This window comes from Paenibacillus sp. 22594, from assembly GCF_052044425.1.
Taxonomy (GTDB): domain Bacteria; phylum Bacillota; class Bacilli; order Paenibacillales; family Paenibacillaceae; genus Paenibacillus_AQ.
Genome location: NZ_JBQENA010000003.1, coordinates 275608 through 296036 on the forward strand (window position 1 = coordinate 275608; position 20429 = coordinate 296036).

Consider the following 20429-nt stretch of genomic DNA (forward strand, 5'->3'; position numbering starts at 1 on the left):
CCTATGGTAACAAGTTTCAATACTGAAATCCAGCGCCTTTATCTGGACGAGCCGCGGCCCCCGCGTGAGCCGCCGGAACCGTTGCCACGGCCGCCACGCGATGAGGCATTCCCACCGCCGCTGCGACCACCCGAGCTAAAGCCGCCTTTGCCGCCCTTGGAGCCGCCGCGTGAGCCGCCGCCTTTCGCTGGCGCCGCCGAACTCCAGCCGCCAGCGTCATTGCTGCGGGCCACGTTCGCTCTATGCTTAGGGCTGGCCTGAGCGCCGCCCGGGTTATACCCGCTGCCCGAGCCTGCCCCTTTGGAGGCTCCATAGCTGAAGCCTCCGGCTTCCGCGCCACGCGAGACATTGGCGCTGTAGCCGCTGCTTGGGCCGCCACCCGAACCGGCGGCCCCTCTGCCGCCGCGCGGGCCGGCGGCATTCCCACCGGCTGCAGAACCTGCAGCCGGGTTGCTGCGGGCGTCGAAGCTGCCGTAGCCGCCGCCCGTTCTTGGCTTCGCCGCGCTTTTGCCGGCGGGCCCGCCGTCCCTTGGCGCAGCCGCGCCATAGGCGCTGCGCTTGCCGCCAGCCGCTTCGCCGCGGCTGCTGCGTCCTTCTGCAGGCGCGCCCCAGCCGCCTGCTTCCTTGCCACGGCCGCGTCCGCCCGGCCGTGCTCCGGCTTCAGCGCGCGGCGCTCCGCCGCTGCGCCCCTGGCCGCGCCCGCCGCGTCCGCTGCGGGCCGCTTCCGGTGCGGCGTTCTGGCGTCCGCCGCGAGGCGAGCCGCCGCCAGCCTGCACAGAGGTGAATTCGCCTACGCCGAATTCATCCTTCTCGTACCGGCGGCGGTCCAGCCGCTGGGAAATGCCGTGCTCGATCAGGTCGAGCCCGGCGCGTTCGCGCGGCGAAGAGAACGTGATCGCCAGTCCCTTGCCGCCTGCGCGGCCGGTCCGGCCGATCCGGTGAATGTAGCTGTCCGCATCCAGCGGCAGATCAAAGTTGAAGACATGGGTGATGCCTTCAACGTCCAGACCGCGGGCGGCGACGTCCGTAGCAACCAAAAGCTGCAGCTTAGCTTCGCGGAACCGCTTCATGACCGCTTCGCGTTTACCCTGCGACAAATCGCCGTGCAGCTCGTCGCAATCATACCCGGCCGCTTGCAGCGCTTCATTCAGCTTTGAGACCCGGCGCTTGGTCCGGCAGAAAATAATCGCCAGATACGGACGGTCCCGCTCGATCAGCGCGATCAGCGCCTCTTCCTTGTTACGGTCCGAGCATTCCACGACCTGCTGGCGGATATTGTCCAGCGGAATAGGTGAACCGCTTTTAATAATGATATCCAGCGGCTCTTTCATGTAGTTACTGGCCAGCCGCTTGATCGGATCTGGCATCGTCGCAGAAAAGAGCATCGTCTGGCGTCGGTAAGGCACAGCCGTAATAATCGTCTCCACATCCTCCAGGAAGCCCATATGCAGCATTTGGTCGGCTTCATCCAGAACGAGCATTTTGACTCCATTCAGATCGAGGGTTCCCCGTCTCATATGATCAAGCAATCTGCCCGGAGTCCCGATAATCAGATGACGTCCGCCCTCCAGCTTGCGCAGCTGCTTCTCCACATCCTGACCGCCGTAAACCGCCAGAATCTTCACGCCGGTATGGCGTGCCAGCTTGCGCGCTTCTTCCGTAATCTGCAGTGCCAGTTCGCGTGTCGGTGCCATGATAAGCGCCTGCGGATACGCCTGCTCCACACGGATCTTGTCCATAATTGGCAGCAGGAACGCAAGTGTCTTCCCTGTTCCCGTCTTGGCTCTGGCAATAACGTCCAGCCCCTGAACCAGCGGCGGAATGGCTTCTTCCTGAACTGGCGTAGGCTTCACAATACCCTGACCCTGAAGCAGTCCGTTCAATAATTCAGATACTCCTAATTCTTTAAAACCCGGCATAGTCTCCACCTCACAATTTTCTTTAATGTTGTTCAATTCATAACACTATAGTCATCCATTTTCTGGAGTAATGTAGGCATGTTGCAGTTGCCGCCAGCGGCCTATAGCCACGTATTCAAGCAGAAACGAATTGCCGTCCTGTTATGCGGACGGAACCATTTCAAACAAAAGCGGAAGAACCCCGTCACCGGAGCCCTTCCGTCTCACTAGCCGCCCTTTGCCTGCAGATGTGCGGTCCAAGGTTCGGTTTCTGGGGCAGCAGCGATCCACCGGACATTCAGACGGCATTCCATTTGCGTTCCATTACACTCTTTACGAATAGCTTCTTATAGGATTAAGAAGTTAACCTATATATTGTACTTGATCCAGCAGGGTTTGTGTGCACTATCTAAGAATATTTATTCGCTAGAATCTCCCTGACTTGAAGATGGAGTACAGCAGCCACAGAATCATCAACGCGGCAATTACGGAGCCGATCTCAACAATCGGGAAATCCCAGAGCATAGAGGGCTCTCCGCGCAGCGAGGAAGCGACAATCAGACCGGCCATAATAATGCTGAAGGCAAGGAGTACAATGCTGAATGACAAACGGTTGCCCACCCGGCTCAGCTTTTGCTCGACTCCCTTCAGCTCCGGCAGCCCGATCTCCACCTTAAGCTTACCCTTGCTAATCAGAGCAGACAATTGTCTGGCCTGGGCAGGCAGCTCCACCAGACTTTCTGCAAGATCAGCCGCTCCGCTAAGAATCTTGCGCTGGAGGCGGCTGCCGCTGAACCGTTGTCTCACCAGCCGCCTTCCGAAAGGCTCAGCCATCTGCACAATGCTGAAGGCTGGATCAAGGTTGCCGACGACACCCTCCAGCGTCAGCATCGTCTTGCCCAGCATCGCCAGGTCCGGCGGAATAACCAGCCGGTGCTTGCGGGCGATGCCAAAGAGATCGTTCAATGCCTTGCCAATGCTCACCTGATTGAAGGGAATATCATAATAGGACTCACGCAGCCTGTCCATATCATCGTGCAGCGCCATCCGGTCGGCTTCCTCGGGGATTACACCCAGCCGCAGAATGGCCCTCACCATGGAATCGGTATTCTTCCGCATCAGCGCGATAACCAGCGAAGACAGGTTGTCCTTCATTTCTTCGCTGAGCCGTCCTACCATACCGAAATCAATCAGTGCCAGCTTGCCGTCATCCATCCTCATGACATTCCCGGGATGGGGATCGGCATGAAAAAAACCATGAATAAAGATCTGATTCAGCATCATCTCCACGAGCTGCTGGGCAAGCGCCTTCAGCTTCACGCCCTTCAGCAGCAGCTCCTCACGGTGGTTCAGTGTGACACCTTCGACATACTCCATCGTGAGTATACGGGTAGAACTGTAATCCCAATAAATCGCCGGGATATAGACCGGATCCTGTTCGGCGAGCTGACCTGCAATCCGTTCCGCATTACGCCCTTCCTGGCCGTAGTCCAGTTCGGCAAGCAAGGCGCGGGAGAATTCCTCGACCATCCGGGTAAGTCCGTATTGTTTCGCCCAGTCCATTTTTCTCTCGGCCAGAGCGCTGAGATCCTGAAGAATTTCCAGATCCCTTGTCATGGTCCGCATGACACCAGGACGCTGTATTTTGACCGCTACACTCTGTCCTCCATGCAGGACGGCCCGGTGGACCTGGCCGATGGAAGCTGCAGCGAGCGGGGCATTCTCAAAGTAACTGAACATCTCATCAATAGACTGGTCAAGCTCTTGCTCCAAAATATTGCGCGCAGTTTCCGCCGAGAACGGAGGGACACTGTCCTGAAGCTTCACCAGTTCCTGAATAATGGAATCGGGTAACAGATCAGATCGGGTACTGGCCAGTTGGCCCAGCTTCACAAAGGTTGGCCCCAAATCCTCCAGCACCCGGCGAATCCGCTCTCCCAGCGTCAGACTCTCGTGAACCTCCTGGGTAATCATCCGCCGCGGAAGGGACAGCAGATGGTAGAGGCCGAGTTCCTCCACCATATAACCGAAGCCATGACGCATGAGCGCCATGGCAATAGACCGGTACCGTCCGGCATGTCTTATGCGTACCGCCATTTAATCCGTACGCGTTTCCGGCAATGTCTCCTCCGGGGAAGGAGTGCCTTCCAGTTCGGCCACACGGCGTTCCAAGACCGCAATCCGTGCTTCCAGCTCGGCAACGTCACTCTGAACAGGGATTTTAAGCTCTTTCAGCACACGCTCAACCTGTTCATGAATCGCAGACTTGAACATTCCGCGCTCTTCCTCGCCCCGCTCCACAAGCCGGTCCACCAGAGCCTTGGATTCGGACGGCGCAAGCTCGCCCTTTTTCACCAGTTCTTCGACTACCTTCTCTACCTTTTCCTTGCTGACAATGGTGAGGCCTACTCCTAATGAGATTGCTTTCTTGAACAAATCACTCATCGCACTTTCCTCCCAATGATTCCAGTTATGGATAAAGTATACCCTTTAGCGGGCAATTTCACAAAGCTTAAGGCAGCTGAAGCCCGTTGTCAGGATCATTATCTGGGAATCCGTGCTGCCCAGGTGGCTGCCCGGAGGATCAGCTGACGGATCGCCGGATGGGTGAAGGAAGGCTCATGATGACCAGGCATCAGAAAAACCACCCGCCCAAGCCCGAAGCTGTGGCACCAGGCCGCCGGCCGCATTTCACCTTCTGCTTCATACTCGAGCAATATGGTCTTGTCCGTAAACGGATCGAAGTCAAAGGTGTACGGCTCCTCATCAAGCTGGAAATCTTCAATACCCTCAGTAATATCATGCTCCAGCACTTTGAAGTTCAGCGGAGCATAAGGCGGATGACCGGTAAATCTGCCGCCGATCAGCTGCGCCAGCTCGTTACGCTTGGCCAGTGAGATTCCGGTATGCAGGACGATCAGTCCGCCGCCGCCGCTTACATAGCTCAGCAGACCGGCAGTCTGCTGGGGAGAGACCGTCTCATTCCATAATTCATTGTATGCGATGCATAGATCATACCCGGCCAGGTGCTCGCTGAGCAGCAGCTTTTTGTTCTCCGAACACTGAACAATCAGCAGATCATTCAGGATTTCACTAATTTGTTTATCCACACCCTGCAGCGGGTGGAAACGGGGATGGGTATAGTCACCCAAAAGTAGACATTTTCTCTTGTCCATAGGGGGCCTCCTCCTTCTTTCTGTATCTGTAGTTGTAATTAATAGCGTTGTGCTGCGATGTACTTGCCAAGCTCCACGAACATGCTGCCCATCCGTTCATGCTCAGGCATCACAATTCGCGTTATCCCTTCCTCTTTCAAGGACTCCGAGGTAATCCGGCCTACAGAAACAGCCAGTACCTTGTCTTCAAAAGCCCGCACGAGCTCCTGCAGATTCCCCTGCTCCCTGGCATATTGGGCCAGAAATCGGAATTGCGGAGCGCTCGTGAAGGCTACAGCGTCAACTCTGCCTTCAGCGATATCGTCAAATAGAAGAGCAAGCGCCCCAGGCTCCGGCGGCGTATGGCGGTAAGGCTCCACTTGAAGGACAGACGCTCCTGCTTCCTTCAGCCAGGACACCAGCTGAGGGGCCGGATCGCCGTGCAGCTGAAGCACAACCGATTTGCCGCGCAGATCCCAGTCTTCGAGGCCCCGTATCACTCCGGCTGTGCTGCCGTCGTCATCACGTACGTCAGGCCGGAGCCCGCGCTTCTTCAGCGCATTAACAGTCTTGTAGCCACGTGCCGCTATCGGCGCAGCGGAGAGAACCTCGAGAAAGCGATCCTCCAGCTTCATTTGCGTTGCCATATCAAACAGGGCTTCCAGCCCCATTCCCGTCGTCAGAATAGCCAGGTCCGGTGGATGGGCGGTCCAGGCTGTGATTCCCTCCCGCAGGGCCTCATCATCCAGAAACACCGTTCCTTGTGCAGGACGATGTAATGCGGTACCACCCATGTTCTGCACCAGCTTGGCCATTTCCTCTGCTTTGCGCGGACCCGCCAGGGCAACGGTAACCCCCTGCAATTGCTCTGCCATATCCCTTCCTCCCCCTCAACAGCCCAAACATTATTGCTTATCAGTATACTTGCAAAGGGCGGAAAAAGAAAAGATGCAAAGCTATTCTTAGCTTATGATTTTGTCGAATACAACTTAAAACGTCCCACGAGCTTCTGCAATTCCTCCGCAAGATGACTAAGATCGGCCGATGAAGATGCAATCTCCTCCACTGAAGCGAGCTGCTCCTCGGCAGCTGCAGAAATCGTCTCCGTATTACCGGCTGCCTCCTGGGAGATTCCTTGGATCTCGCTAATGGCTGCCTGCATACTGACAGCTTCTGCTGTCAGCGTGTCAACGGCTCCTTTCATAGCTTCAATCTTCTCTGCTGCCCCCTTAACGGCTCTGCGGATGCGGGAGAAGGAACGCCCCGTTGAATCCACCGCAAGAATCCCCTCCGACACCTTGCCCCGGGCATCCTCCATCGTCACCGTTGCCTGCTGCATCTCTGTGTTAATGGAAAAAATCTGCTCCGCGATCCTATGCGCCGATTTCTCCGATTCCTCGGCCAGCTTGCGGACCTCCGATGCCACAACGGCAAAGCCCCTGCCCTGTTCACCGGCTCTGGCCGCTTCTATGGAAGCATTGAGAGCCAGAAGATTCGTCTGGCGGGCAATGCCGGTTATAACACCGACTATCCCGTGAATCTGGCTGGTGCGGCCGTTCAGCTTGTCGATCACACCGCTGAGCTCCTCCACCGTTTCATGAATGCCGTTAATTTTGTCTACTACGCTAATCACAGAGTCATTCCCCTCCGCTGCGGACAACGAGGTTTTATCCATCATTGCCGATACCTGCTCCATGAACCCGGAGATTTGCGCCACTTCGTTTGCGGTTGCGGCTGTACTCTCCGTTCCTTTATGCACACTGTGCACCTGCCGCTCCGTGCCTGCCGCTACTTCCTGAATCGCTATTGTTACATGCTCAATAGCCTTCGTTGTCTGTTCCGCCCCGGCGGTCAGCTCTTCTGCGGAGGCGGACACATTGTCAGTCATCTCCTGCACGCTGATTATCATATCGCGCAAATTCACGACCATGGAACGGAAATTATTCGCCAGTAGTCCGATTTCATCTCTATGGAAGTCACCAATATCTTCCGAGAGGTCTCCCCGGGCAATGATCTCTGTTGCCTTGCGCAGACGAGTCAGCGGCTTCAGGATAGAGGACACATTGAAATAGATTAGCACCAGTGCGAGCAGTACCGAGATGGAGATTACGATCAGAGCCTTGTCCCGAATCCCGCTCGTGGCAGCGGTCACCTCACTTTTGCTGATGGTTCCCCCGATTCTCCAGCCGGTGAGCCCGTTCACCTGATAGGTCATCTTTTTGTGGGCGTCCTTGTAGGTATAATCAAATGAACCGCTCTCACCCTCAAACATCAGCTTCACGAAATCAAGCGAGGTTTCCTGCCCAATCTTTTCTGTAGGATGTACGAGAAACTTTTTGCTGCTGTCGATAAGGAAGATGTATCCTTCCTGACCCACCTTAATGTCTGTCAGATTCGCCAATTCAGCCAGGTTGAGGTTCAGAGTCATAACTCCTCCGCCATCTTCAAGTACAGCGGAAATCGCTACTGCCGTTTCATTATTAACCGTCTGGAAAGCCGGTGAAATCACCGGTCCCTTCCCATGCTTCAGTGCATTCACGTAAGCGTTCTCTTTGCGCGGGTCATACCCTTCCGGGAACTTGACATCCGCGGCATGCACCATCTTCGCCCTGCTGGTTGCGACATGAATATCCAGCACATCAGGGTGAAGCACGGCATACTCCTTCAATCTTTCTTTTACCGCAGCACTGGCGTCTCCAGACTGTTCTCCATTCAGCGCTGCGGAGGAAACCTTCTTGGCAAAATACTGGATATCATCCATTTTGGATTGAATATTCGCGTCAATGATTTCATTTACTGCCGCTACACTTTCCTTGGCATTGTTCATAAGCTGGCCTTCCACTTTGCTGCTGGCCGAATCGTAGGTTTGCCAGCCTATAATCATGCTCGGTACCAGAAGGACAAGCAAATATGTGGTAATCAGCTTCATACGGATGGTTAAACGGGACTTGAGTTTCATACGCATGTTCACGCTCGCTTTCTTTTGGGTCTTAAGCATGACTTGATCTTCAGCCTAATATATAATTATATATCAGCCCAACAAACCCTTTTTTATTTACCAACTCTTCAGTATTATCATACTTATTTGTAGAATTTTCATATAAACACAGCAAAAAGACCGTTTCCATGAAAACGGTCTTTTCTTATATATGTTCATGATTTTCCGGATTTAATTTTCACTTCCAGCCAGTGCTTAAGACCTCTTGCCTATTTTGTTTCTGCAGGATGGACATACCCCTCCAAACACCACATGAGCATGAGTAATCGAATAGCCTGTCTCCTCACTGACCTTGTCTGTCCATTCCTGTGGCACCTGGGTCATGACCTCATCCACCGCCCCGCAAACCTCACAGAGAATATGCTGATGGTCATCGAGACGGGCATCATATCGGCTGGCGGCCTCACCCAGCTTCAATTCGCGGATCATTTGTTTGTCCGACAGATAGCGTAAAGAGTTATATACGGTCCCATAGGCGAGATTATGTCCCTGCTCTACCAGCCGGTTCATTACTTCTGCGGCAGTGGGGTGGTCATGGGAACCCCGGACAATATCATACACGGCTTGACGCTGGGAGGTCAGATTCAGGGTCTTCATCTTTATCATCCTCTAATTTGTTTTTAGATCAAGTATAAATACAAAAGATGACATAGTCAATCCGGCAGGCGCAGCACGCAGAAATATCGCACGCAGTACTTTTCATCAGGCATGCTCCCTCCACCAGGGTTTCTTTTGGCAGGAGTGTGGTAATAAATGAAATGAGTCTTACAGTGATGGAGGAGATTAACATGAAGGAGAATAGGATGAACAGTTCACAACAGTTCCCACAAAGTCTTCCGCAATTTCCGCAATCGTTCTGGAGAGCCAGCAGCGAAATACCTTCCTTTCCACCTCTTGCCGAAAACCACGATACCGATGTTGCGATTGTCGGCGGCGGAATTACCGGGATTACCACGGCCTACCTGCTGACCAAGGCAGGATATAAGGTGACGCTGCTGGAAGCGGGTGAACTTTTTGCCGGCACTACCGGATTTACGACCGCCAAAATCACCGCCCAGCACGGACTGATCTATCATGATCTGGTCAAGGATTTCGGGGAAGACGCAGCCCGGCTCTATTTCCAGTCAAACAGTGAGGCATTGGAGTGGATTATCCAAACGGCGCAAGAACTGAACCTGTCCTGCGGACTTACACGCGAACCAGCTTATCTCTATGCCGATAAGGGCGATGAGAAGACGCTGAAACAGCTGGAGGCAGAGTTCGAGGCCTATGGCAAAATTGGACTTCCGGGGGAGTGGCAGGATCATATTTCGCTTCCCCTGAGGGTTGACGGTGCCATTATGCTTCCGGGCCAAGCCCGTTTTCATCCGCTCCACTACCTTAAGGGACTGCTGGACGTTATTTTGGAGAAGGGAGGGATGATCTACGAGCATACGATGATTGGAGAACAAGTGGACAAGGATGGCGGCTTGCTTACACTGTACACAGAGCAACAGAAGCTGAAAATCAACTGCAGACATGCTGTTTCCGCATCCCACTTTCCTTTTTATGACGGCGGCGCACTATATTTCTCCCGTCTGCATGCGGAGCGCTCCTACTGTCTGGCTATTGATCCGGAAACCGATTATGAGGGTGGAATGTATCTAAGTGCCGGAACTCCCGCCCGTTCTCTGCGGGCAGTGGAATGGAATGGCAAAAAACTGGTCATTGTCGGCGGTGACAACCACAAAACCGGACAAGGCATCTGCACCTTCGGCCATTATGAGAATCTGGAGAAGTTCGCCGGGGAGCTATTGGGCATTCGGGGTATTCCCTTCCGGTGGTCGACCCAGGACCTGGTCACTCTGGACCGTGTGCCTTATATCGGCAAAACAGCCGAGGATGAAGAAATATATATCGCCACCGGCTTCCGTAAATGGGGCATGACCACCGGAACCCTGGCGGCGCGCCTGATCGCAGACGGTATCCAGCGGCATACCAATCCGTACACAGAACTATACGACCCCTCGCGCTTCAAGGCCCGGCCTTCGATCAAAAATTTCATCGTCCAAAACGCCAATGTCGCCAAGGAGCTGATCGCAGGCAAGGTAGAGATTGTCCATAAGAAGACGCATGATCTGAAGCCGGATCAAGGTGCAGTCGTCTTTCATGACGGCAAGCGCGTTGGGGCCTACCGTGACCCTGAAGGACATCTGCATTTGGTGGACAGAACCTGCACTCATATGGGCTGCGAAACGGAGTGGAACGAGGGAGAACGCTCCTGGGACTGCCCTTGCCACGGCTCCCGCTTCTCTTTTGAAGGAGAGGTGCTGGAAGGTCCGGCGACACTTCCGCTCACCAGGCTGGAGTCCGGGGAGTAAGCTGAAGCAACCCCTCCTGTCTGAGACGTGATTCTCCGTTCCCGCTCGGGTATAATGGGAGCTGAATAGCAGCCCTATTAATAAGCATTGCAAAGGAGCGTGACGTAAGATCATGGATTTGAGAGGAAAAAGTATTGTCATTACCGGTGCCGGCAAAGGGATCGGTAAAGCTCTGGCTATGTCACTGGCCAAAGAAGGTGCAAATCTGGGACTGATCTCCAGAACTGCAGCCGATCTGGAGGCACTGAAGTCGGCGCTGACCGAAGTTTATGATGTCAAGGTAAGCATTGCAGTGGCAGACATCGCTGTCCGCGAGGAAGCAGAGCGGGCCGTAGTTGCCCTGCAGAATGACCTTGGCGCGTTCGATGCGCTGATCAACAATGCGGGTATCGCCAAGTTCGGTACTTTTCTTGAGATGGACCCTGCAGATTGGGAACGCCATATGCAGATCAACCTATTTGGCAGCTACTATGTAACCCGGGCAGCTCTGCCGGCAATGATTGAGCGCAGCAGCGGCAATATCATCAACATCTCTTCCACAGCCGGAGAGCGGGGCTTTGCCACCGGCTCTGCTTACTGTGCTTCCAAGTTCGCGCTCATGGGCATGACTGAAGCGCTGGCACAGGAAGTCCGCAAGCACAACATCCGTGTGGTTGCACTCACCCCAAGCACCGTTAACACCGGACTGGCGGAGAATGCCGGCCTGAAGATCGGCGACGAGGACCGGATGATGCAGCCTGAAGATGTGGCCGAGCTCACGCTGGCCGCCTTGAAGCTGCCGGACCGGGTCTTCCTGAAAACTGCAGGAATATGGACTACTAATCCGCAGTAAACGGGAGAGTTAACCTTTCGAAGGAGGACAGGACATGATCGTAGTAACGAATACCATTAAGGTAAAAGAAGGCCACGGAGATGGCCTGGCCAGCCGTTTTGGCCAAGCTAATGGCGTACAGGACATGCCTGAATTCATCCGCTTGGAGGTATGGCACGGCGCACCCAAGGACGGTGTAGAAGAACTGAAAATATGCACCACGTGGGAGGATGAGGACGCCTTCAAGGGCTGGACCACCAGCCCGGCCTTCCGCGAGTCTCACCGCGGCGCCGGCAAGAACGAGAATATTATCGCAGCCTCGCTCGACAAATACGAGCTGCTGCTCAGCCGTACGCCAGGAGAGTAGGCTTCCGGGTGGCGGAAGGAGCGCGGGTCAGACCTCATCACGCAGAGGCCGACCGCGGTGCGCCCAATAACGGCGTTTCTGCCGTTGTTTGCTCCACTTCCGACCGCGGCGCGCCCAACAACGGCGTTTCTGCCGTTATTCGCTCCACTTCCGGCCGCGGCGCGCCCAATAACGGCGTTTCTGCCGTTATTTGCCCCACTACCAAAACAGGGATGCCCCGCTGAACTATACGGTTCAGCAAGGCATCCCTTTGTATATCAAATAGTATCGGAGATGCCGGGTCACTCCTTACTTAAGGCTCCCTGACACCCCATCTCCAGTATGTTCAGATACTTATCAATCCTCACTCACAGACAGCGCCCGATCCAGCTCCTTGTGTTTGCCAGGCCAGAAGGACCAGCGGCCCAAGAGTACAGTAATCGCCGGCACCAAGAACGGGCGGACTATAAAGGTGTCCAGCAGCACCCCAATGGCGGTGATGATGCCGAACTGCACTAGCACTTGAATCGGCAGGCTGGCCAGCACCGCAAAGGTTCCGGCCAGGATGAGCCCGGCTGAAGTGATAACCGATCCGGTTTCATTTACGCCCTCGGCAATGGCTTGCTTCAGCGGCATGACCTTACGCTTTTTCCAGATGTTCGAGATCATGAAGATGTTGTAGTCCTCGCCAAGCGCAACCAGAAATACGAAGGAATATAGCGGGATCGCCCCCTGTATGGCGTCTGCCCCCATAATATAATGAATAATAATCCAGCCGAGTCCTAGCGCAGAGAAGAAGGACAGGATTACAGTGGCTACCAGATAAACTGTCGCTACCACAGACCGCAGATAGATTAACAGCAGTATGGTAATCATCCCGATCACGACGGGAATAATCAGATCCGTATCCCGTTCTCCGATTTCTTTGGTATCGTATTGGGTAGCCGTTTGCCCGCTGATCCATACGCTTGCCTTGGCGTTGTCCAGACCGGATTCAGCGAGTGCCTGCTCGGTGGATGCCTGTAGCGCAGGAATGTGATTCATGGCTTCCAGGGAATACGGATTGCTCTTGAATTCAATATCATAGCCGAGAATATTCTTGTTAACTGCCCCTTGCTGCGGATCGGATACCTTATCGATATAAGAAATGCCTCCAAGGACAACCTTGATATCCTCTCCGTTCACCTTGCCCTGCGTATCAATCATCAGCTTGGCCGGGGCCAGCTCACCGGGAGAGAACTGCTTGCCGATCAGGTCAAAGCCCTGACGAGACTCCATATCCTTCGGGAAGGATGAGAGGATATCATAAGTAAACTTGATCCCGCTGGAAAAGGACGCGAGGACGCCCAGAAGGACCACCGTTATGCCAACAATCGCCCAAGGGCGGGAAACCACCAGATCACCGATTCCTCTTTTACGCGTCGGATTGGGCTCTGGAGCCGGTTTGCCTTTAGCCTTGGCCCGGGCGGCTTCCATCTGCGGAGTGCGCGGAATGAACGGGAAGAAGGATGTCCGGCCAAAGATCGCCAGCAGAGCAGGCACCAGCGTCAGACTGGCAATCCCCATTATCAGAATTGAGACGCTGAACGGAACCGCAAACCGGTGGTACGCGCCATATTTAGCCAGCAGCAGCGCAAACAGCGCGAGTACTACGGTAAATCCGCTCATGGCGATGGCACCGGAGGAATGGGTGATCGCGCGCAGCAAGGCGTGGCCCTTATGCTCCTCGACCTTCAGCATCTGACGGAACCGGGAAATCAAGAACAGGCAATAGTCCGTACCCGCACCGAACAGCAGCACAGTCATAATGGAAATAGCCTGGGAATCTACGGTAATCCAGCCCTCCTGGGCCATTTTACCGAGCACAGGGCTGGTAACTCCATAAGCAAAGCCCACCGCTATCAGCGGAATCAAGGCCAGAATTGGTGAACGGTAGATCAGCAGCAGGAACACCAGGACCAGCACAACCGTTGCGATCAGCAGGGATACATCGGCGTTCTGAAACAGTCCTGTGGCATCGACAGAAATCCCTACCGGCCCGGTTACCCTAAGGCTCAAATTTTTACTGTCTGTTGTCGCCGCAGAGGGGTCGCTGCCCGTTTCTATGGTTATCATCTTTTTTAATTCTGTTAAAGCTTCACCGAGTTGGTCACTGTCAGCCGTCTTATCAAATAACACAGGTGTGACCAGCGTGCTGCCATCCTCTGACAACGAAGCCTTCAGCGCCTGCGGCGGCAGCTGTCCCAGCGGGGGAACGTAGTTCTGATGTGCCAAGGGCTGCTGCTCAAGCTTGCTGTAGACAGCGGTGATATGTACCAGGTCCTCCTCAGACATTCCGCCTTCCCTATGCCATACAAGCAAGGCAGGAACGCCGCTGCCGGCCGGAAACTCCCTTTCTGCAACCCCAGACGCACGCACCGACTGCGAGTCTCCAGGCAGGTTCGACGCGTTGTTCAGCTCCTGTGAATTCACTGAAGGCCATAACAGGGTGAGTGCTCCTATGACTGCAATCCAGACAACAAGGGTAATCCATTTGGTCTTACTGCCTGCCACCCATTTTCCGTAGCCTGACATTCCTTTCATCCTCTCTTCGTACCCACCGGCCTCAAAATGAACCACGGGTCATTTTTATTACCTTTATCATATATACCCTAAAAATTTTAATCAAACCTTTTTTTCAAAAGATCAATTTATCCATATGTGTGCAGCCTATATTCTCTATATTTAACTGCAGGCGCTGCGCTGAATCAGATGTTTTTTGTCATTTGTGTGCATATCAAAAAGCCCCCCATTCACAGCAAGGCCTAGCCTGCTGGAACAGAGGAGCTTCTCACGCGGCAACCGCCGCATCTGATGAAACTATCCGGTGTATATTATGAGCGCTGCTTAACCAACATCCGGCAGTCCCTCATCGGAGAACTGGCTGTTGTACAGATCGGCGTAGAACCCGCCTGCTTCCAGCAGCTCAACGTGAGTGCCTTTTTCAATGACACTGCCCTGGTTCATCACGAGGATCAGATCGGCGTCACGGATGGTGGACAGACGGTGGGCGATGACAAAGCTCGTTCTGCCTTTCATCAGCGTATTCATCGCTTTCTGAATTTGTACTTCGGTCCGTGTATCGACGCTGCTTGTCGCTTCATCGAGAATCAGAATGGAAGGATCGGCCAAAATTGCCCGGGCAATGGTCAGCAGCTGCTTCTGCCCCTGCGAGATATTGGACGCTTCTTCGTTCAGGATGGTGTTGTAGCCCAGCGGCAGTGTACGGATAAAATGATCGGCATGCGCAGCCTTAGCCGCCCGCACCACATCGGCTTCCGTAGCCCCTTCGCGTCCATAAGCGATATTCTCACTGATCGTCCCGTTGAACAGCCACGTATCCTGAAGCACCATCCCGAATTTGCTGCGCAGCTCACTGCGCTTCATATGGGTAATATTGACACCGTCAATGATAATCTCACCGCCGCTGATTTCATAGAACCGCATTAGCAGGTTGATCAGCGTGGTTTTGCCGGCACCGGTAGGTCCTACAATGGCAATGGTCTGTCCGGGGCTGACTTCAATATTCATGTCTTCAATAAGAATGGCATCTTCTTTGTAGCCAAATTTTACATGACGGAATTCAACTGAACCCTCTTCCGCATCCGCTGGACGTTTGGCCAGGGAAGTACTGACTTCAGGAATCTCCTCCTCTTCATCCAAAAGCTCAAATACACGTTCTGCCGAAGCAATCGTCGATTGAATAATGTTGGCAATATTGGCCGTTTGCGTAATTGGCATGGTGAACTGGCGTGAGTACTGGATAAAAGCCTGAATATCACCGACATCGATAGCTTTCTTGGTGACAAAAATACCGCCAACCACACAGACCAGCACATAACCCAGGTTCCCTATGAACATCATCAGCGGCATGATAATACCGGAGATGAACTGCGCCCGCCAACCGGAGTCATAGAGCGAGTCATTGATTTTATTAAACTCGCCCAGCGAGTGCTTCTCACGGCCAAAAGCCTTGACGATGCGGTGCCCGGTGTACATTTCCTCCACATGCCCGTTCAACTGGCCCAACGATTTCTGCTGGCCGATGAAGTAGGACTGTGAACGTTTGGTGATTCCCATGATAACCACAAAGCTCAGCGGCAACGTGATTATGGTAATCAGGGTAAGCCAAGGACTGATGGTCAGCATCATGATAATGACCCCGATAATCGTCACGATGGCCGTAATGAGCTGCGTCAAGCTCTGCTGCAGCGTAGTGCTGATATTGTCCACGTCATTGGTCGCGCGGCTCAGAATTTCCCCGTGGGTCCGGGAATCAAAATATTTCAGCGGCAGCCGTTCCAGCTTGCTGTTGATCTGCTCGCGCATATCAAAAACAACCTTCTGGGCCACACCGGACATCACATACTGCTGCAAATAGCTGAACAACGCGCTGAACAGGTACAGACCGGCCAGAATAATCAGGATGTGATTCACATAGCCAAAATCGATCTTTGCTCCCGGCACGCCCTTCAGCATACCATATGCGCCTTCAAACAGCTTGGTTGTTGCTTGCCCCATCTTCTTTGGGCTGTAGATACTGAATACAGTACTGGCTATAGCCATTATAAAAACAATAATCAGTTGGAACTGGCGCGGCGCCAGATAGCGGATCAGACGGCGCAGCGTCCCTTTAAAATCCTTGGCCTTTTCAGGAGGCAGCCCCATGCCCGGACCACCCGGTCCACCAGGACCGCGGCCGCCTCCGAAGCCGCCTTGCCGGCGCGGAGCCGATTTACTTGCATTGTTCTGTTCACTCATGCTATTTCCTCCTCTGACAGCTGCGAGGATACGATCTCGCGGTACACTTCACTGTTGTCCATCAGTTCACGGTGTGTGCCCATTCCGACAATCTGGCCTTCATCGAGCACAATGATCCGGTCCGCATCCATAACTGTGCTGACCCGTTGGGCTACAATTACTACGGTTGATTCTGTAGTCTCGCCTTTGAGCGCAGCCCGCAGCTTGGCATCCGTCTTGAAGTCAAGAGCCGAGAAGCTGTCGTCGAACAGATATACCTCAGGTTTTCTTACCAGTGCACGCGCTATCGAAAGACGCTGCTTCTGGCCGCCGGAGACGTTACCCCCGCCTTGGGAAATTTCTGAATTGAAGCCATCTTTCATGGCGGAGACGAAGTCAAAAGCTTGGGCGACTTTGGCCGCATGGATGATTTCTTCATCCGTGGCGTCCTCTTTGCCGTAGCGGATGTTCTCGTTAATCGTACCCGTGAACAGTACAGCTTTTTGCGGGATATAACCGATCTTGCTCCGCAGTTCCTCCTGCGTCATCTCCCGCACGTCCACTCCATCTACACGTACTGCACCTTGGTCGACATCATAGAATCGCGGAATGATGCTGAGCAGAGTGGATTTACCTGAACCTGTACCTCCGATAATCGCCGTAATCTCACCGGGCTTCGCACTGAAGCTGATGCCTGAGAGTGCAGGCTGTTCGGCGCCGGGATAGGAGAACGACACGTTATCGAATTCTACAAAGCCATGCATATTGTCCCGTCCATCCTTGCGGGTGGCATTTGCTGTGGTTTGGAGCTGGCCCGTGGTTGGATCTGTAATTTCAGGCTGCATATCCAGCACCTCGTTAATACGAAGCGCTGAAGCGGAGGCCCGGGGAATCAGCACGAACATCATGGAGACCATAATCAGGGAGAACATAATCTGCATGGCATATTGAATGAAAGCCATCAGCGAGCCGACCTGCAAATCGCCGTCCCCAATCCGGATACCGCCGTAATACAGAATGGCAATCATCGAAAAGTTCATGACAATCATCATCAGAGGCATCAGACCTGCCATGATTTTATTAACCTTGATGGCCGTATCCGTGAGATCTTTGTTGGCTTCGGTAAACCGCTCGTTCTCATGATTGATCCGGTTAAAGGAACGAATGACTCGGATACCAGTCAGATGTTCACGCAGCACGCGGTTCAGTTTATCCAGCTTAACCTGAATTTGTTTGAATAGCGGTAGACCTTTCATCCCTATAAAGAGAATCGCACCCACCAGCAGCGGAATAACGACCACAAAGATCAGTGAAAGCTTGGCATCCTCCGATACCGCCATGATGATCCCGCCGATCATCATCATCGGGGCACCGATCATCATGCGGAGCATCATTGTCAGTACGGTTTGTACTTGTGTAATATCATTGGTAGTACGTGTAATCAGCGAGGCTGTTCCCAGCTTGTCAAATTCATGCAGAGTGAAATTCTCCACATGATTGAACATCCGTGAACGGGTATTTTTGCCGAATCCGGCGGCGACTTTGGCCGACAAGTAACTGGCTATGATGGAGCATATAGCTCCTCCAGCGGCAACCAGCAGCATGAATCCGCCGATTCTCCAAATATAGCTGCGGTCTCCCTGTACAATCCCTTTGTCAACAATGTCACTCATCAGGGTAGGGAGATACAGATCGCCCATGGACTGCAGGAATACAAGGATCAGCACGGCTGCGATAGCCAGCTTAAAGGGCTTCAATTGTCTCATTAATTTAATCAAGTTTCTCATCTCCGTTCATTTGTAACCGGTCCAAATTGGGCGGCGGATTGTCCTCAACGAATCTACGCACCTTCATCAGCAGCTCCGCCAGTTGGTTGCTCTCGTCTTCGCCTAGATACTCCACCAGGTGGTTTAGCGTCTGGTTCATATGATCCTTTGCCCTGCGGGTAATCAGTTCTCCCTGTTCCGTCAGCTTGATCCGCACAACCCTACGGTCAGTTGCATCCGGCATTCGTTCCACCATGTGCTTGGCCTCAAGGCTGTTAATCAACTGTGTGACAGTTGGGGGTGTAAGTCCCATGAAACGGCTGATTTCGGAAACCTTCAGTCCCACGGCACCTTCATGCGACCTTTTTGCGATAGATATTAATAAAGTCATCTCACTTGGCTTATGGCCCTCTACCGTGTGCTGCCAGTGTGTTTTGCGCAACTGCCGAAGAGCGGCAAAAAGCTTGTGTGCGACTGGATTTTCATGATTTATCCCAATGCTTCCACCTCGATTTTAATTAGGTAACCAAATTATTAAACAATGTATTAATTAGGCTACCTAATTATATTTTCGGTTCTGCACTTTGTCAATTCATGAATGCGTTATCAATTATTACGGAATGAAGAACTCTTTCATAACCATCAGAGGCACAAAAAAACCGCCGAAGCGGCGGCTTTTTTGTACCTGGTTGTCCAGTCTGCAATAGATCTTAATAACCCATTCCATGCTCCATTGTTGTAAATGATCCACCTGTTGCCCCTGTGGTTTCATCAGGTACTCCTGGTCCGATCAAGATAAAGCTAAATAATGCCAGAACGCTGAATGCCGTTAACAGTGTTTTCTTCATTTTTTCTCAGCTCCCTTATGGTTTCACCATATTTCTTCTGTTGCTGTTCCGTAGCATAATTCCTGTACGTCTCAAATAAAGTTACACAATCAATCACGTTGCCCGCACCATTCAGCCGAATGGCCAAATGAAGAGACTGAAGAATAGTCTCTACTCCTTGATTATACTGCCCACGGTCCAGAAGGTACATCGAAATCTGGTAACGCAGACGATATAACCGGTCAATATTAATAGGGTCCATAAATTGCTCAAAGCGCACCATTTCACGGGAAAACTGCGCTAGCACTTTATCGACAGAGAAACCGTAACGGTTCGCAGCCTCGACAATAACTACCAATCCGGGCAAAATCTCACCAGGGTTGTTGGCCAAGAAGGCCGAATAGGCCGGAAGAGCCGCATTATTGCCTATCATCATCTCCAGCGTAAAGCTGTTGGCTACTGCGAAAAGACTGAAGTCCTTAACAACTTCCCGTCCCTCATCATCCAAAATTTCAAACCAGCTTAGGTCAGCATATCCGGCGGTATACTTCTTCGCTTCCTCGTATTTACCTTGTTTGGTAAGTGCGGTTGCCTTAGCCAGATAGCCATGACCATAATAGATGACCAGGGGGCGTTCTAAATCCAATTCTTCCTCGCGTCTCTTTGATTTCTTGCGAAGTTGTTCCCTGTAAATCCCATTGGCCAGCGCTCTCAATTCGTCGGCGAACTTCTCTACGTCCTTCCACTTATGGAGTGTGAAGCAGACGTTAGCCAGCTTCAGCAGTCCATCGAGCTGCATCTTCTCCGGAAGACGCCCGCGATAGGGCTCAAAGGTAATGACCGCACGCAGCTGCTCCTCTTTATCCACTATGGATTCCAGCGACTTGAAGATGCGGTATTGGCAAATAGCCATTCGTTCGGAATAGCTATCCAGCTCGTTATCTACGATAATCCGGTAAAAAACCAGTGATTCTTGAATCTTCCCGCCTGTAAACAACTTCTCTGCCACGGAGTACAGGATATCCAGTGGCTTGGGGTACTCCATAATCCGGTTCAGAACATCCTCAACACAATGCATTTTGCCGATTTCTGCACAGCGGATCAAAAAAGGTTCGACTCTTCTGCGGGAAATCCGTTCCTCACTGAAGCATTCGTCCACATACAGCGGATACAGCCATCCTTCAGGAAAACCGAAAGCTCTCGTGACTGCATCCAGCTGCCCCAGAGACATCGGTTTAGGAGGATTCCCGTGCAGAATTGCACTCAGACTTCCACGGTTCAGACCGGAAACCTTGGCAAACGAAGCGAGATTATGGCCCGAGCGGGACAGATGCTTCTCAATTTCGGAGCGTATGGTCTTCAACTTTGCCTCCACCCGGCACCTCCTCCGTCAATTTCAAGATGAACCTTCTATTAATTGACATTATAGGTGAAGCTTATAGAAAGCACAACAAAATGACCCCAACAAAATGGGGCCATTATTTTTATA

At 52.9% G+C, this 20429-nt stretch carries 16 protein-coding genes; 3 read left to right on the forward strand and 13 right to left on the reverse strand.

Annotated elements, in window-relative coordinates:
* Positions 1-38: 38 nt before the first annotated feature.
* From ACTJKB_RS11955 to ACTJKB_RS11985, 7 genes are all read right to left on the reverse strand, one after another.
* On the reverse strand, positions 39-1919 hold the full coding sequence (locus ACTJKB_RS11955; RefSeq protein WP_440834197.1) for a DEAD/DEAH box helicase: 1881 nt from the start codon (positions 1917-1919) through the stop codon (positions 39-41).
* A gap of 405 nt (positions 1920-2324) precedes the next feature.
* Entirely contained in the window at positions 2325-3995 is a 1671-nt protein-coding gene (locus ACTJKB_RS11960) for an ABC1 kinase family protein (RefSeq protein ID WP_440834198.1), read from the reverse strand.
* Positions 3996-4343, reverse strand: a complete 348-nt coding sequence (locus tag ACTJKB_RS11965) for a phasin family protein (RefSeq protein ID WP_440834200.1) — start codon at positions 4341-4343, stop codon at positions 3996-3998.
* A gap of 98 nt (positions 4344-4441) precedes the next feature.
* Positions 4442-5074 carry a ThuA domain-containing protein gene (locus tag ACTJKB_RS11970; protein ID WP_440834201.1) on the reverse strand — a complete coding sequence of 211 codons (633 nt, stop codon included), beginning with the start codon at positions 5072-5074 and terminating at the stop codon, positions 4442-4444.
* Positions 5075-5112: 38 nt separating this feature from the next.
* Positions 5113-5928, reverse strand: a complete 816-nt coding sequence (locus ACTJKB_RS11975) for a uroporphyrinogen-III synthase (protein WP_440834202.1) — start codon at positions 5926-5928, stop codon at positions 5113-5115.
* 92 nt (positions 5929-6020) lie between these two features.
* Complete coding sequence (locus ACTJKB_RS11980; protein ID WP_440834204.1) at positions 6021-8018, reverse strand: methyl-accepting chemotaxis protein; 1998 nt, start codon at positions 8016-8018, stop codon at positions 6021-6023.
* A 228-nt stretch (positions 8019-8246) separates the two neighbouring features.
* Entirely contained in the window at positions 8247-8648 is a 402-nt protein-coding gene (locus ACTJKB_RS11985) for a Fur family transcriptional regulator (protein WP_440834206.1), read from the reverse strand.
* A gap of 206 nt (positions 8649-8854) precedes the next feature.
* On the opposite strand from ACTJKB_RS11985, the gene ACTJKB_RS11990 reads away from it, so the two are divergent.
* From ACTJKB_RS11990 to ACTJKB_RS12000, 3 genes are all read left to right on the forward strand, one after another.
* Positions 8855-10411, forward strand: coding sequence for an FAD-dependent oxidoreductase (locus ACTJKB_RS11990; protein ID WP_440834745.1), 1557 nt, complete (start codon positions 8855-8857; stop codon positions 10409-10411).
* 112 nt (positions 10412-10523) lie between these two features.
* Positions 10524-11243 (forward strand): 3-ketoacyl-ACP reductase, encoded by a 720-nt coding sequence (locus tag ACTJKB_RS11995; RefSeq protein ID WP_440834208.1) that lies wholly within the window; start codon positions 10524-10526, stop codon positions 11241-11243.
* 34 nt (positions 11244-11277) lie between these two features.
* Positions 11278-11589: an antibiotic biosynthesis monooxygenase gene (locus tag ACTJKB_RS12000; RefSeq protein WP_440834209.1), complete on the forward strand. Its 312-nt coding sequence runs from the start codon at positions 11278-11280 to the stop codon at positions 11587-11589.
* A gap of 336 nt (positions 11590-11925) precedes the next feature.
* Here ACTJKB_RS12000 and ACTJKB_RS12005 read toward each other — a convergent pair whose 3' ends face one another.
* The 6 genes from ACTJKB_RS12005 to ACTJKB_RS12030 form a co-directional block, all read right to left on the reverse strand.
* Entirely contained in the window at positions 11926-14151 is a 2226-nt protein-coding gene (locus tag ACTJKB_RS12005) for an MMPL family transporter (RefSeq protein WP_440834210.1), read from the reverse strand.
* 303 nt (positions 14152-14454) lie between these two features.
* On the reverse strand, positions 14455-16368 hold the full coding sequence (locus ACTJKB_RS12010; protein WP_440834211.1) for an ABC transporter ATP-binding protein: 1914 nt from the start codon (positions 16366-16368) through the stop codon (positions 14455-14457).
* Positions 16365-18125: an ABC transporter ATP-binding protein gene (locus tag ACTJKB_RS12015; RefSeq protein WP_440834212.1), complete on the reverse strand. Its 1761-nt coding sequence runs from the start codon at positions 18123-18125 to the stop codon at positions 16365-16367. The genes ACTJKB_RS12010 and ACTJKB_RS12015 overlap by 4 nt, the downstream gene beginning before the upstream one ends.
* A complete protein-coding gene (locus ACTJKB_RS12020) occupies positions 18118-18504 on the reverse strand; it encodes a MarR family winged helix-turn-helix transcriptional regulator (RefSeq protein ID WP_440834213.1) in 387 nt (128 codons plus the stop codon). Before ACTJKB_RS12020 ends, ACTJKB_RS12015 begins: the two co-directional genes overlap by 8 nt.
* A 222-nt stretch (positions 18505-18726) precedes the next feature.
* Positions 18727-18885 (reverse strand): hypothetical protein, encoded by a 159-nt coding sequence (locus tag ACTJKB_RS12025; protein ID WP_440834215.1) that lies wholly within the window; start codon positions 18883-18885, stop codon positions 18727-18729.
* A 29-nt stretch (positions 18886-18914) separates the two neighbouring features.
* A complete protein-coding gene (locus ACTJKB_RS12030) occupies positions 18915-20315 on the reverse strand; it encodes a DNA-binding protein (RefSeq protein WP_440834217.1) in 1401 nt (466 codons plus the stop codon).
* Positions 20316-20429: the final 114 nt, after the last annotated feature.

Excerpts from the sequence above, each read along its gene's own strand:
- ACTJKB_RS11955 (WP_440834197.1), bottom strand. The coding sequence starts at position 1,919 with ATGCCGGGTTTTAAAGAATTAGGAGTATCTGAATTATTGAACGGACTG.
- ACTJKB_RS11960 (WP_440834198.1), bottom strand. The coding sequence starts at position 3,995 with ATGGCGGTACGCATAAGACATGCCGGACGGTACCGGTCTATTGCCATG.
- ACTJKB_RS11965 (WP_440834200.1), bottom strand. The coding sequence starts at position 4,343 with ATGAGTGATTTGTTCAAGAAAGCAATCTCATTAGGAGTAGGCCTCACC.
- ACTJKB_RS11970 (WP_440834201.1), bottom strand. The coding sequence starts at position 5,074 with ATGGACAAGAGAAAATGTCTACTTTTGGGTGACTATACCCATCCCCGT.
- ACTJKB_RS11975 (WP_440834202.1), bottom strand. The coding sequence starts at position 5,928 with ATGGCAGAGCAATTGCAGGGGGTTACCGTTGCCCTGGCGGGTCCGCGC.
- ACTJKB_RS11980 (WP_440834204.1), bottom strand. The coding sequence starts at position 8,018 with ATGCGTATGAAACTCAAGTCCCGTTTAACCATCCGTATGAAGCTGATT.
- ACTJKB_RS11985 (WP_440834206.1), bottom strand. The coding sequence starts at position 8,648 with ATGAAGACCCTGAATCTGACCTCCCAGCGTCAAGCCGTGTATGATATT.
- ACTJKB_RS11990 (WP_440834745.1), top strand. The coding sequence starts at position 8,855 with ATGAACAGTTCACAACAGTTCCCACAAAGTCTTCCGCAATTTCCGCAA.
- ACTJKB_RS11995 (WP_440834208.1), top strand. The coding sequence starts at position 10,524 with ATGGATTTGAGAGGAAAAAGTATTGTCATTACCGGTGCCGGCAAAGGG.
- ACTJKB_RS12000 (WP_440834209.1), top strand. The coding sequence starts at position 11,278 with ATGATCGTAGTAACGAATACCATTAAGGTAAAAGAAGGCCACGGAGAT.
- ACTJKB_RS12005 (WP_440834210.1), bottom strand. The coding sequence starts at position 14,151 with ATGAAAGGAATGTCAGGCTACGGAAAATGGGTGGCAGGCAGTAAGACC.
- ACTJKB_RS12010 (WP_440834211.1), bottom strand. The coding sequence starts at position 16,368 with ATGAGTGAACAGAACAATGCAAGTAAATCGGCTCCGCGCCGGCAAGGC.
- ACTJKB_RS12020 (WP_440834213.1), bottom strand. The coding sequence starts at position 18,504 with ATGACTTTATTAATATCTATCGCAAAAAGGTCGCATGAAGGTGCCGTG.
- ACTJKB_RS12025 (WP_440834215.1), bottom strand. The coding sequence starts at position 18,885 with ATGAAACCACAGGGGCAACAGGTGGATCATTTACAACAATGGAGCATG.